Annotated in this window: 11 protein-coding genes and 2 tRNA genes; 8 read left to right on the top strand and 5 right to left on the bottom strand. The window is 60.6% G+C overall.

Annotated features, from left to right (window positions below; translation table 11 throughout):
- Positions 1-71 precede the first annotated feature (71 nt).
- Genes AC5STB_RS06255 through AC5STB_RS06245 form a run of 3 tightly spaced genes read left to right on the top strand, consistent with a single transcriptional unit; the run spans position 72 to position 3,636 of the window.
- A complete protein-coding gene (locus AC5STB_RS06255; RefSeq protein WP_495442106.1) occupies positions 72-797 on the top strand; it encodes a uroporphyrinogen-III synthase in 726 nt (241 codons plus the stop codon).
- A gap of 51 nt (positions 798-848) precedes the next feature.
- Positions 849-2,150, top strand: a complete 1,302-nt coding sequence (locus AC5STB_RS06250) for a COG4223 family protein (RefSeq protein WP_495442105.1) — start codon at positions 849-851, stop codon at positions 2,148-2,150.
- 10 nt (positions 2,151-2,160) lie between these two features.
- Positions 2,161-3,636, top strand: a complete 1,476-nt coding sequence (locus AC5STB_RS06245; protein WP_495442104.1) for a heme biosynthesis protein HemY — start codon at positions 2,161-2,163, stop codon at positions 3,634-3,636.
- Positions 3,637-3,775: 139 nt separating this feature from the next.
- Here the strand turns inward: AC5STB_RS06245 and AC5STB_RS06240 are convergent.
- Both AC5STB_RS06240 and AC5STB_RS06235 read right to left on the bottom strand, forming a co-directional pair.
- A tRNA-Thr gene (locus AC5STB_RS06240) sits at positions 3,776-3,851 on the bottom strand.
- Between the two features lie 72 nt (positions 3,852-3,923).
- Complete coding sequence (locus tag AC5STB_RS06235; protein ID WP_495442103.1) at positions 3,924-4,931, bottom strand: AraC family transcriptional regulator; 1,008 nt, start codon at positions 4,929-4,931, stop codon at positions 3,924-3,926.
- A gap of 126 nt (positions 4,932-5,057) precedes the next feature.
- Between AC5STB_RS06235 and AC5STB_RS06230 the strand changes: the two genes are divergently transcribed.
- Positions 5,058-5,501: a cupin domain-containing protein gene (locus AC5STB_RS06230; protein WP_495442102.1), complete on the top strand. Its 444-nt coding sequence runs from the start codon at positions 5,058-5,060 to the stop codon at positions 5,499-5,501.
- Positions 5,502-5,512: 11 nt separating this feature from the next.
- Entirely contained in the window at positions 5,513-7,000 is a 1,488-nt protein-coding gene (locus AC5STB_RS06225; RefSeq protein ID WP_495442101.1) for a flavin-containing monooxygenase, read from the top strand.
- A 92-nt stretch (positions 7,001-7,092) separates the two neighbouring features.
- Here the strand turns inward: AC5STB_RS06225 and AC5STB_RS06220 are convergent.
- Positions 7,093-7,179 (bottom strand) — tRNA-Leu (locus AC5STB_RS06220).
- Positions 7,180-7,394: 215 nt separating this feature from the next.
- Between AC5STB_RS06220 and hemN the strand changes: the two genes are divergently transcribed.
- Entirely contained in the window at positions 7,395-8,750 is a 1,356-nt protein-coding gene (gene hemN, locus AC5STB_RS06215) for an oxygen-independent coproporphyrinogen III oxidase (RefSeq protein WP_495442100.1), read from the top strand.
- Between the two features lie 148 nt (positions 8,751-8,898).
- Here hemN and AC5STB_RS06210 read toward each other — a convergent pair whose 3' ends face one another.
- Positions 8,899-9,693, bottom strand: a complete 795-nt coding sequence (locus AC5STB_RS06210) for a formylglycine-generating enzyme family protein (RefSeq protein ID WP_495442099.1) — start codon at positions 9,691-9,693, stop codon at positions 8,899-8,901.
- A gap of 78 nt (positions 9,694-9,771) precedes the next feature.
- Entirely contained in the window at positions 9,772-10,896 is a 1,125-nt protein-coding gene (nirK, locus tag AC5STB_RS06205; protein ID WP_495442098.1) for a copper-containing nitrite reductase, read from the bottom strand.
- A 276-nt stretch (positions 10,897-11,172) separates the two neighbouring features.
- Here nirK and AC5STB_RS06200 point away from each other — a divergent pair, with 276 nt between their 5' ends.
- Together AC5STB_RS06200 and AC5STB_RS06195 are read left to right on the top strand one after the other, a co-directional pair.
- On the top strand, positions 11,173-12,009 hold the full coding sequence (locus AC5STB_RS06200) for a flagellar motor protein MotB (protein ID WP_495442097.1): 837 nt from the start codon (positions 11,173-11,175) through the stop codon (positions 12,007-12,009).
- Between the two features lie 122 nt (positions 12,010-12,131).
- On the top strand, positions 12,132-13,439 hold the full coding sequence (locus tag AC5STB_RS06195; RefSeq protein ID WP_495442096.1) for a flagellar hook protein FlgE: 1,308 nt from the start codon (positions 12,132-12,134) through the stop codon (positions 13,437-13,439).
- The last annotated feature ends 24 nt before the right edge of the window (positions 13,440-13,463 follow it).

The raw sequence follows: 13,463 nt of genomic DNA, 5'->3' as shown, positions 1-13,463 counted from the left end.
CTTACCGTTGCATCAATCTGCCGCCGGGGCTACCACCGAAGCGGGGTGCAAACAATCCCGGGAGCCGCGCGATGGTGCCTTTGCTGATGACACGCCCGCTGGCAGGGGCACAGCGCTTTGTGAAAAGCCTGCCCGCGGATTCGCGCGCAGGGCTGCAGGTCATCTATGCGCCGCTGATGGAGATCCGCCCGGTGCAGGCGCAGGTCGGACTAAAGGGCGTGAAAGGTGTGATTTTCACCTCAGCCAGCGGCGTTGAGACCGCTTCACGTGAAACCACCGCGCGGCTGCCCGCCTATTGCGTCGGGGAACGCACGGCACAGGCTGCGGCAGACCTGGGCTGGCGGGCGGAGGTTTCGGGGCAATGTGCCGATGAGTTGACAGCAGCCCTGCTGCAACGGCGCCCGCCCGCGCCGCTTCTGCATCTGCGCGGCGCCCACGCCCGCGGCAGCATCGCCCGCCGGCTGACTGACGCGGGCCTCCCCTGCAGTGAGCAAATTGTGTATGATCAGGTGCTTCTGCCGCTGCCAGAGGAGGCGCAGGCCGCGCTTTCTGCGCAAACTGATGTGATCGTGCCGCTTTTTTCACCCAGGACTGCGCACCATTTTGCCAATCTGTGTGGGGATGCCTCGCATTTGCATCTGATTGCGCTTAGCCAGGCGGTTGCTGAACCGCTGAAAGGCTTGAATTGCAAGGCGTTGCGCGTAAGTAAGACGCCTGATGCCCCCGCCATGGCAGCGGCGGTCGTTGATGCCGCAGCGCAGCTGTCCCGGCTTGAGGGAGAGGGGCGCGCAGAGTAGGGTCCATCGTGTTCGCAGGAATGTATTTTAGGAATCGAGGGGGAGGCCGGCGTGGCTGACAAGAAAAATCCGGAAGACGTCATTGAGCCTGGCCCTGGTGAAACCAAACCGGCTGAGGATGCTGCAGAGGCTGCTGGGCAGGACACGGCGGACGGTTCCGGTACCACGCCGGTTGACACCTCTGATGACGTAGAGTCCGCGCTTCCCGAGACCGAGACCGAGACCGAGACCGAGACCGAGACCGAGACCGAGACCGAGACCGAGACCGGGATTTCCTCCTATGGCCAGGACGCCGCTGCAGAGCAGGAAGAGGCGTCGGTTGACCCTGTCGCCGCGGCAGAGGCTCCCCGCGAAGTTGAGCGCGTGGTGGAAAAGCGCGGCGGCTTCGGCTCTGCTGTGCTGGGCGGAGCTGTAGCGGCAGTTATCGGTTTTGCGGCCGGCCAGGGCGGCTGGCTCGACAACGTCCTGCCGCCGTCGATGCAGGAAAACAGCGAAGAACTGGCGGCCTTGGAGAGCGGCCAATCGGATCTGGAGGCGGCCCTCGCAGCTTTGCAACAGCAGATTGACGCCAATCAGGGCCCCGATCTGGCACCGCTGGCGTCCCGCATTGATGCCTTGGCGGCTGAGATTGACCCCCTCAAGGCTGCCCAATCCCCCGATGCAGCCCTGCGCGCGGATCTGGATGCCCTGGCTGAACGGGTCTCGGGTCTGGAAACCCGGCCGCTGGAGGGCGCTTCGCCCGAGGCCGTAGCAGCCTTTGAAAGCGAACTGGCCAAATTGCAGGACAGCCTTGCTGCGCAGCGGTCAGAAGTCGAAGAGATGCTGGCCGAAGCCCAGGCGATGGATGCCGCCAGTGCAGAGGCTGCCCGGATCGCCAGCGCCCAGACCCAGCTGGCGCAGCTGCGGTCCGCCCTCGACAGCGGCAACAGCTATGCAGCCAATGTTCAGGAACTCTCTGCCCTTGGCGTGGATGTGCCCGCGGCCCTGTCCGGACCGGCAGACAGCGGGGTCGCGACCATTTCCGCCCTGCGCGACAGCTTTGCCCCGGCGGCGCGCGACGCACTGGCTGCAGCCCGGGAAGAAGCCAAAGGCGGCGGCGGTCTGCTGGACTATATGAACCGCCACTTGGGCGCACGTTCAGTGACACCGCAGGAGGGCGACAGCCCGGATGCGGTGCTGTCGCGCGCCGAGGCGGCAGTGGCTGCAGGCAAGCTGCAGGATGCGCTGAACGAATTGTCCGCACTGCCCGGAACGGCGCGCAGTGCCTTGTCCAGCTGGGAAGCTGCAGCAAATGCACGGGTGGCGGCTGTGACCGCCGCCGCCGAACTGGCCCAAAGCCTGCAAGCCAAATAAGGAAGCCGCCATGCTCTGGTCGTTGTTGAAGATCCTCGTATTTGTCGCAATTGTCGCGCTTCTGGCCTTCGGGGGCCGCTTGCTGATGGAAACCTCCGGCGGGATGCAGATCACCGTGGCGGGCACCGAATACACGCTGAGCGCGCTGCAATCCGTGATCGCGCTGGGCGTGCTGGTTCTGGGCGTTTGGCTGTTCCTGAAGCTGCTGTCGCTGCTGGTTGCGACGCTGCATTTCCTCAATGGTGATGAAACTGCCTTGTCGCGCTATTGGAACAAGGGCCGCGAGCGCAAAGGGTACAGGGCGCTGGCCGACGGGCTGATGGCGCTGGCCTCGGGCGAGGGGCGCCTGGCACTGGCCAAGGCGGCGCGGGCAGAGAAATACCTGCAAAAGCCTGAGCTGACCGATCTGCTGGTGGCCCAGGCGGCTGAGATGAGCGGTGACACCCGCAAGGCTGCAGAAGCCTACAAGCGTCTTTTGTCAAACCAGCCGACCCGCTTTGTCGGGGTGCGCGGCATCATGAAGCAAAAGCTCTCGGAAGGCGACACGGACACCGCCCGCCAGCTGGCCGAAAAAGCGCTTGCTCTGCGTCCCAAGCATGAGGAAGTGCAGGACACGCTGCTGCGCCTCCAGGCCCAAGCGGAAGATTGGGCCGGCGCGCGCAAAACGCTGTCGACCAAGCTCAAGACGGGCACCCTGCCGCGCGATGTGTTCAAACGCCGCGATGCTGTGCTGGCGCTTTCAGCCTCCAAAGGCGTTTTGGACGAGGGCGCGACGGTTGAACAGCAGGAGCAGGCTATCGAGGCCAATCGCCTGTCGCCGGATCTTGTCCCTGCCGCCGCCATGGCGGCCCGCGCCTATATAGCCAAGGGCAAAAAGCGCCCGGCTGTCCGGCTGTTGAAAAAGGCCTGGGAAAGCCAGCCGCACCCGGATCTGGCCCATGCCTTTGCTAAGATCGAACCCGGCGAAACCGCCGCCGAACGTGTGCAGCGGTTTGATCAGCTGGCCCGTATAAAGCCGCTCAATGACGAAACCCGTCTGGTAATGGCGGAGCTGAACATCGTGGCCGAAGACTTCCCCGAAGCCCGCCGCTGGCTGCATGACCTGGCAAAACGGGCACCGGATGCCCGTGCGCTGACGCTGATGGCCGCAATCGAACGCGGCGAAGGCGCCAGCGACAAAGTGGTGCAGGGCTGGCTGGCCAAGGCGCTGACCGCCCCGCGCGGGCCGCAGTGGGTTTGCGAGAACTGCAACCACATCCATGCGGAATGGGCGCCAGTTTGCGAGCATTGCTCCAGTTTTGACACTCTGTCCTGGAAACGCCCCGAAACGCCGGAGATTGCCAGCATGGCGGCTGCCCATATGCTGCCGCTCATCACCGGTGCGCTGGAGGACAAATCCGCGGAGCAGCCCGGAGATGCGGAGATTGCAGAGGTTGCCGGGGATGCAGACAGCGATATTCAGGATGCGGTTAAAGAAGTGAACTGACAGCATTCTTCAGTCAAATAACGGATTTTGATGAATGGCAGGCGGGTCCTGCCGTTTTTCAATTTCGAGCGGATCACGCCGCACACCGCAGACAGCACCGCGAAAATCCGTGCTTTCAGTATTTCTGATGTTTGGGGAATGGTGCCGCTGAAGGGACTCGAACCCCCGACCCCATCATTACGAATGACGTGCTCTACCAGCTGAGCTACAGCGGCACCGGTCTCCGCCCTTGGCGGCAGACAGATGAGGACCGTTTAAACATAGCGGATTTCCCGCGCAAGTAGGTATCATGCGCAATAGCCCAGATAGCCCAGAGTGGCGCTGGGCAGTTCTCCAAAGCGGGCACGGTAGAGCTGAGAAAACCGTCCGAGATGCGAGAAGCCGCAGTCGTAGGCAACGCTGCTCACAGGTGTTTCCGGGTTCCGCGACAGCATCAGATAGCGGGCCTGATCCAGTCTCAGGTCGCGCAGGTACTCCATCGGCGTCAGGCCAAATTGCTTGCGAAAGCCTGTCTGCAGCGAACGGATGCTGCAGCCGGCCGCGGCTGCAATGGCTGGGGCAGACAGCGGTTCGCCGATGTTGGCATGAATAAAGTCTTGCGCGTGACGAATCTGGCGGCTGCTGCCGGATGTGCGGGATGCCAGCAGGTGGCGGATATTGCTTTGCTGATGGGTTAGCAGGCCAAGGATCAACTGCTCTTCAATCACTTGCTGCTGCATTGCGCTCCAGCTGCCGAAACCGGTCTGGTTTTCGGTGGCGCTGATACAGGCTGCGAACTGGCGGGCCCAGCCGCGCAAGGCGCCTCCGGAGACCGGGAGTGCGGTGTCAAAGACAACAGCGTTGGGCAGGGACAGGCCGACGGCTTGCTCTGCAATCGCGTGCAGGGCGTTCCGCCTGATCTGCAGCAACAGCATCCGGCAGTCAGAGTGCCAGGTCATCCGGGTTTCCCGTGTTGGGTTCAGCACCGTGGCAGTGCGGCAGCCGGATTCCACCGCGGCGGCACCATTGGCCACCAGAGCCCGGCCGTTGAGCGGCATTTGCACCAGGTAGAAATTCTGCAACTCGCCCGGCTCGATATGCATGGCAGATCCATAGCTGAGGTAATTGAGCGAAAGAGTCTGGCCACGCACGTGGTTGTAACGGGTGCCGGTTTTCTTAGATGGCCCAGCTGGCTGCAGACGGTGGTCGCAAAAATTCTGCGCCACCAGCGCACGGACTTCGTCGATGTCGTGGCTGTGTAACTGCCGCCATGCGCGCAGCGGCTCGCGTGCTTCTGAAGACTGCGGTGCTGTCATTTTCGCAGCCTAGCACGGTTTACAGGTCAGGCAATCACACCGGGCTGCGCTTATCTGCGCATTTTGGATAACCCTTTTCCTGGGCTGCCCCTAGGCTTTGGAAGCGAGCTGATATGGGAGGAATAAATGGCTCTGGATCAGGGAATCACCAAGGCCACCGACGGGTTGAGCGGCACGTCCTGGAATGTGGTCGGGCATACCTATACGCCTAAGTTGCACAGCGAGAACGCCTTTATCTGGCACGCTGTCATTCCAGACGGCACCTTTGTTCCACCGCATGTGCATCCAACCCAGGACGAATGGATCACCATGCTGGAGGGCGCCCTGGACGTCGAGTTCGGCGGCGATGTTTACCAAGCAGGGCCGGGCGACACCGTGCGGATGCCGATGGGCGTGGCGCATGGCATCTTCAACCGCTCAGGGAGCACTGCGTCCTGTGTGTTCGGGGTGGCGCCTTCACGCAAACTTTATGATCTGTTCAGCGCGCTGGACGGTGTGTCCGACCCGGAAGAACTGGTGCGGCTGTCGGCGCTGCATGAGGTCGATTTTTTGCCGCCGCCGGCGGAATAAGGGAGGCGGACATGGTGAAACGTAAGACGGTCGCCGTGATCGGCGGCGGGGTGAGCGGGCTGGCCGCGGCTAAGGCCTTTGCCGAAAAGGGGCATCAGGTCCTGGGGTTCGAACGCAGCCATGATCTGGGGGGAGTTTGGGAGCCGTCGCGTTCCTATCCCGGTGTGCAGACGCAGTCGCCCAAGGATCTATACTGTTATACTGATCACCCGATGCCTGATGGGTACCCGGAATGGCCCAAGGGGCCACAGGTGCACGCCTATCTGCATTCCTACGCGGCCAAGCATGACCTGCACCGGTTGTTCCGCCTGAATACGGTTGTGCTGGAGATGGACCGGCGCCCGGACGGGCAGCCAGGCTGGCAGCTGGTGATCGAGGAGGGCGGAGAAACCCGGGTGCAGGATGTGGACTTCGCGGTTGTTTGTACCGGGCAGTTCTCGGAAAAGAATATCCTGACCCACCCCGGACAAGAGGACTTCGCGGCGCAGGGCGGTGAGGTGATGCACTCCTCGGAGTATTTGGACCCGGAGCACGCACGCGGCAAGCGGGTAGTGGTGCTGGGCGGATCCAAATCCGCGACCGATGTGGCGGTGAACGCGGCGCAGAACGGGGCGAAACAGGTGCATCTGGTTTACCGGCAGAATGTCTGGCGGGTTCCGTATTTCGTCGGCGGCATCAACTTTAAGAAGCTGCTCTATATGCGGTCGCAGGAAGTACAGTTCAATGGCTGGGGGCGGAGCTGGCTGCACAAAGCCTTCTATGGGCTCGCCAAACCGCTGATCTGGGCAAATTTTCGCGGATTAGAGGCGCTTTTAAAGCTGCAACTGGGCTTGAAGAAGTGGGATATGGTCCCGGATATTCCGATCGAAAAAGATGTCTCCTGCTCGGTGCCAATCGTAACGCCCGGCCTGTTTGAGGGTTTCAACGAGGGGGCGATTCTCCCGCACCGCACCACATTTTCACATTATGATGGTGACGAAATCGTGCTGGAGAATGGTGAGAGGCTCGGTGCTGATCTGGTAATATCGGCGGTAGGCTGGAAGCTGGGGATTCCCTATCTGGCGCAGAAGCATTTGGACAAGCTGATCGAGCCGGATGGCCAGTACCGAACCTACCGTCTGGCGGTGAATCCGGATCTGCCGGAAATGGGATTTGTAGGATTTAATTCCAGCTTTTGCACCATCCTCTCGGCAGAGATGGTCGCTAACTGGCTGGTACGCCATTCTGACGGTAAGCTGGCGCGTCAGCCCTCACGGGCAGAGATGGAGGAAAACATCCAGATGATGCTCAATTGGCGCCGCAAGGAGCGTCCTGCAGCGCAGATCTATGGCGGGCTATGTTCGGCGCCGTTCCACTTCAAGCATTTCGACGAACTCCTGAAGGATATGGGTGCCACGCAATGGAAGCGATCAAATCCGCTAGCGGAGCAATTCGCGCCGCCCGATGCCAGCGCCTATGGCTGCTTTTTGGCGACAGCTCCGCAATATCAAGCGACCTGACACCTTCTGGTGCGCTTGCCGGAAACGGCGGGCGCACATGCTGCCAGAAGCGTGCAATTGGCTGCTGCAGCGGGGGTGATCGGATGAGGGGATGGTGCCCAGGAGAGGACTCGAACCTCCACGTCCATACGGACACTAGCACCTGAAGCTAGCGCGTCTACCAATTCCGCCACCTGGGCAGGTGTCGTGAAACCGGCGTATAAGCGGAGTCGCAGGCAGCGTCAAACGGAAAATGCCCTTCATTGCCGAATTTCCAGATTTTTATCTGGCAATCGTTTTCTCAAATGAATCCAGTGCGTTGGTGTGAAACTCGGGTTTCCGTCAAGGCGGAATTTCGGGTGGCGGTTTGATCCTGCGCAAAGTGGAGGATTAGCAAAAGGGGCATAGGAAAGTCATGAAACAGATTGACCGCCTCCAAGCCCTTGGGCTGTTTGACAGCCGGGTGCCCCGCTACACCTCCTATCCGACCGCGCCGGTGTTTTCTGCAGCTGTTGGCGCCGCGGAACAGGCCCGCGAACTGCAGGCGCTGGATCCGGCTGTGCCGGTCTCTGTGTATCTGCATATTCCGTTCTGCGAGCGGCTCTGCTGGTTCTGTGCCTGCCGGACGCAAGGTACCCAGACACTGAGCCCGGTGGAGAGCTATATCGGAACGCTGGAGCAGGAGCTGAAGCTGGTGGCGCCGCTTTTGCCCAAGGGGTTGCGGATGGGGCGGATGCATTGGGGCGGCGGCACTCCGACGATCCTGCCACCCGCTTTGATTCACCGGTTGGCGCAAGCGGTGAAGGCAGTGTTTCCGCACACTGAAGACTGGGAGTTCTCGGTGGAGATCGACCCGACGATGGTGGACCGGGACAAGATCGCGGCGTTGGCAGCGGAAGGCATGAACCGCGCCAGCATCGGTATCCAGGACTTCGATCCGCTGGTGCAGCAGGCAATCGGCCGGGCGCAGCCGTTTGAGGTGACAAAGGCGTGTGTCGAGGATCTGCGCGCCGCTGGGATCAGCTCTCTCAATGCCGATCTGGTCTACGGCCTGCCGCATCAGACACAGGCGCGGATGGCGGATACGGTGGAGAAGGTGCTGAGCCTGAACCCTGACCGGCTGGCGCTGTTTGGTTATGCGCATGTGCCCTGGGTGGCCAAGCGGCAGAAGCTGATCAAGGAAGAGACGCTGCCGGACGACCTCGCCCGCTACCATCTGGCTGGGCTGGCGGCGGAGAAATTTTCCGATGCAGGGTTTGCGGCAATCGGTATCGACCATTTTGCCAAAACCGGCGACGGGCTGGAGGTGGCGGCTCGGACCGGCCACCTGCGTCGGAATTTCCAGGGCTACACCGATGACACATGCCCGACGCTGATCGGTTTCGGTGCATCGTCGATCTCTCGCTTTGCTGGTGGTTACATCCAAAATGCAGCGGCCACACCTGCGTATGTGCAGCGGGTTGAGGCCGGGCAGCTGACCGGAGCACGGGGCCATGTGATGAGCCGGGAAGATCTGCTGCGCGGCCGTGCCATCGAAATGCTGATGTGCGAATTCCGCCTGGACCGGACAGAGCTACAGCAGCGCTTCGGCGGTCTGGCGGCAACACTGGATGCAGACCTAGAGCAAACCGGAACCCGCTTTGGCGAATTTGTGCGCTGGGATTCGGAAGTTCTGGAAATCCTTCCGGAGGGACGGCCGTTGACTCGGATCATTGCCAGCTGCTTTGATGGCCACGTGCCTGAAGGCGTGCGTTACAGCCGCGCGTCCTAACGCAATCTCCTTTTTCTCCCACATGCATGGGGCCTCTGGTAGAAGATCCCATGAAGCTGGGCGTGGGGCTGCTTGCGCGCATCGCGACCGTCCATATTAGGGCATATCGCCCGCTGGTGCTGGAAAAATAGAAAGCCTTGCTTAGCCGTTAGCTGTCTTTCACTAGGCGGAACCCCAGGTAATCCGGCGGCAGCCCGACGGCGCAGCCGCCGACGCTGGCGTCGCGGATGAAGTCGATCACCACTGCCCGGTGCCGCCCGCCAGTAATGCGGGCGCTGCAGTACGGATCGCCAAGTGCGAGGTTGCCGTCCTTGTTGACCTCACCGTTCTGCATGCAGCCGCCGGTCCATTCCCAGATATTTCCCCCAAGGCCGGTTAGCCCGTTGCTGTTGGCGCCGGGCTCGCTTTTGGGGTCCTGTGCCGGTCCCGGCAGGCCGCGCAGCGTGACGCCGCGGGCGTATTGGCGCAGCCAGCGCTGGGCGGGGTCGCCACTATCCGTTTCAACGGCCTCGTCGCCGAATATTTCAGCTGCAGCCAGTTGCCATTCTGCCTCATCCGGCAGCCGCCAGCGCTGGCCTGTCTCCTTGGAATACCATTGGGCATAGGCCGTTGCGTCATGCCAGCTGACATGGGTCTGCGGCTGGTTGCCATCTGCTGGGGCGCTGTCAGCCTCCTTGCAAGCGCCCGCCGCCACACAGGTTGCGTATTCCGCGCCGGAAACCTGATGCTTCATGATCTCAAAGGCGGCGACATGGCGTTGCTGTTCCGGCGGCACCACACTTTTGCCATTGCGGTGAAAATTTCCGATGGGGCGGTATGTAATAGTGTCCGCTGCTATGACTACGGTCTCGGCCAGCGGTGCCGGATCATTGGCAGCAGAAAACCAAAGACCCGGAAGCCCAATGGCGGCGGCAAGCCCGGCGGCAATCAATTCCACTTTCATCTCAGCGTCCCTTCACGGCAAAAATATGGGCAGCCGCGTAGTGCAGCCGCCCAGTACAGTTTTTCATCCGGCCGAAGGTCAGGATCCGGAGTACTCGGTCGGGGCGACCACTTGTTCCATCAGGTCGTTGTTCCACTCGCCGTCGACCACCACGTGAGCGGTTGCGCCGAGGTTTACTGCCTCGATCAGGTTATGGTTCACATAGGCGTAGACGCCCGGCTGCAGAAACTCGTAGAGCGCCGCCCCGGCAGAGCCGCCGCGGATGAACCAGGTTTCCAGATCGCGGTCCGGCACGTTATTGAACTTGCCGGCCTCCCAGACCAGATCGCCGTGGCCGCCGATCAGGTGCGGTCGGCTGTCGCGGTTGGCCTGGCTGTGCACGAACAGCACCTTCTCGCCCTGTTTTGCCTTCATGGCATTTTCGCCAGTGAGAGCACCCACCGCGCCATTGAACACAACATGGCTGGGGATCAGCCCGTTCATCACCTCAAGGGTGTCGGGATAGCTTTCGCCGACGTCCTCATAGCGGATGTAGTCCCCGTTCTCGTTTTTCGGAATGTAGAACTCGTTTTCACCGATATAGTAGACGCGATCGTATTTCACCGGATTGCCATTGTGGTCCGACAGCCCTTCGCGCGGCAGCACCATGATAGTGCCGGCCATGCCTGACGCGACGTGCCATGGGATCATGGGGCCGCCCGGAGCGCAGTGATAGACAAAGGTGCCGGGGCGGGTGGCCTTGAAGCGCAGCACAGTCTTTTCGCCCGGGTTCACCAGGGTCAGCGCGCCGCCGCCCAATGCACCGGTTGCAGCATGGAAGTCGATATTGTGCTGCAGCATGTTTTCCGGGGGGTTTATCAGAGTCAGTTCGACGTAATCACCCTCATGCACCACCATCATCGGACCCGGGATGGAGCCGTCAAAGGTCATGCCCTGCAGATAGGCACCTTGGTCAACCTCGATTTCTTTCTCGACGATTTTCATTTCGAATTCGACGATCCGGGGTTCGCCCGGTGCCACCTGTTCGTGCTCATGCACGAAGGGCGGGGCGACCAGCTCGCGCTTGATGCGCTGCAGGCTGGACAAGTCTACCGGTGCTGCTGTCTCGTGTACTGCGGTGCTTTCAGCCTTGGCGGCTTTGGCAAGTACTGGCAGCGCAGCTACGCCGGCTGCACCCATTAGTGCGGCTCTGCGGGTCAGCATGATGTTCTCCTTTCAGTGTCCCATTTGCCGTGTCGGGCAGAATTTAGCCCGGGCACCGCCGCTCCATATTGCTCTTGATCAACCTTCGATAAGTTTTCTCGAAGTCGAGATAAGAGGTTTTTAAGATGCAGGATTTGGTGCGGAGCCACCGCGGGCGGCTGGTCACAGCAGATATGCTCCCTTCTGAGGATGAACTGCCGGCAAATTTAACTGTTAAGCCCTGTTTAACGGGCCGGCTGTTATTCCGGGGGTGGGTGAAAAAATGTGGTGGTGGATATGAGCGCACAGAGCAATGTGGCGCCCATTATCATCAAAAGGAAAAAAGTCAGTGGTGGCGATGGCCATCACGGCGGTGCATGGAAGGTGGCCTATGCCGACTTCGTGACCGCGATGATGGCTTTCTTTATGCTGATGTGGCTGCTGAACGCGACAACTGAAAAACAACGCAAGGGTCTGGCGGATTATTTTTCGCCATCTATACCGCTGAGCCGAATATCCGGTGGTGGCAATGGTGCGTTCCAGGGGGACAGCATGTTCACCGAGGATATCCAGCCAAAGTCTGGAACCGGCGCAACAGATGTAAACCCGGCAGATGCCCAGAAAGCACAGGGCGACACGGGGGTTGAGTCCGACAATAAGCGGGACCAGGACGACGACAAGTTCCGCGCCATTGAGGAACACCTGTCAGGCCGCGGCGGTGAGAGCATGGTGTCCGCCGCGATGGCGCGCCACATCGTGACCCGAGTTACCGACGAGGGGCTTATCATTGAGCTGTTTGCAACGGAAGGCATACGGCTTTTTGAAGACGGGCAGTCTATTCCGACAGCATTGTACAGGGATCTGGTCCGGATGGTTGCGCGCGTGTCTAAGGGTGTGACCAATAACATAGCTGTTGGTGGCCATATTCGGTCGCATCCGGTTGTGCTGGCGAAGAACCCGGTTTGGGAGCTATCCCATGACCGGGCGGACGAAACCCGAAAGTTGCTCGAATCGGGCGGCTTGGCTGAGGCACGGATTCACCGCGTTACCGGCCATGCAGACCGCAAGCTCGCTGTCAAAAATCCGATGGCGGCCCGCAATGACAGGATCGAAATCATCCTTCTCCGCGAATAACACGCTGAAAACGCACAACGTGCGGCTGGCAGATGAGTCATTTCTTATCTGTTAGCCGCGCGTTAATGGCTGCTGCGCTAGCTATTGCATCAGAGTGATTAGATGCAGCAGAAAGGCGTGCTATGACCATTTCTTCGTCGCTGAACGCGGGCGTTTCAGGATTGAGCGCCAACGCCAGCCGGTTGGCTTCCATCTCCGATAACATCGCCAACTCCTCAACCCGCGGTTACAAACGGGTGCAAACAGATTTCCATTCCATGGTTTTGTCCGGCTCCGGCGGCACCTATTCGGCGGGCGGTGTCCGTGCTACTAATGTGCGGCTGATTGACGAACGCGGACCTCTGGTTTCAACCAATAATGCTACCGACCTGGCAGTACGGGGCCGCGGTATGCTGCCTGTGGCTTCCATCACAGAGGTGGAGGCCGGCGGAAACCCGTCAATGCTGCTGACCTCGACCGGGTCTTTCCGTACCGATTCAAATGGCTACCTTTCGACTGAATCCGGTCTGGTTCTGATGGGCTTTCCGGCACTGGCGGATGGTACTGTGCCAGATGTTGCACGGGACACCAGCAACTCCTTGGAACCGGTCCGCATTGACCTGAACCGGCTGTCGGCAGAACCGACAACCGAGATCAGCCTGACAGCGAATCTGCCGGCCTCCGAAACTGATCCCGGCGCTAGCGGTGCGCCCGTGGAGCATGTTGTCCAATACTATGACAATATGGGCCGTTCAGAGGAGCTGTCGATTACATACACTCCGACGGTTGCGGTGGGACCCGCAACGACTGGCACGAATGAATGGACAATGCAGATCGTTGATTCGGCTACAGGTGCTACGGTTATCGGTGAATATACCCTGACTTTCGATGACAGTGCTTCTACCGCCGGCACGCTGCAAAGCGTAGCTACTGTGGCCGGCGGAGCCTACGATGCCACAGCCGGTTCAGTCACCATAAACGTGGCCGGCGGCCCGATCGAAATCAATATCGGCGTCATCGGAGAGCAGAACGGGATGAGCCAGCTGGGCAATGAATTCGTTCCAGGCACCACCGTGAAAGACGGCACTGCAGTGGGCTCCTTTGTGTCGGTGGAAATCAACGAGACCGGTGAAGTCATCGCCAAGTATGACTCCGGCGACACCAAAGTCATCTACAAGGTTCCGCTGGCGGATGTGTCGAACTTGAACGGCATGCAGGCCCTGGACTCCCAAACCTATAAGCCGACGGATGCCTCAGGGGCGTTTTACCTGTGGGACGCCGGGGATGGCCCCACCGGTGAAGTTCTTGGCTATGCGCAAGAGGAATCGGCTGTCGACGTGGCGACGGAGCTGACTGACATGATCCAGACCCAGCGGGCCTATTCGTCCAACGCTAAGGTCATTCAGACCGTTGACGAAATGCTGCAGGAAACCACCAACATCAAGCGCTGACGCGCTTGATGGTCCCCTGACACT

It is taken from the genome of Leisingera sp. CC-HEC093 (assembly GCF_059429195.1).
Note: the sequence above shows the minus strand (reverse complement) of the source record. Positions and strands in the feature narration are given on the sequence as shown.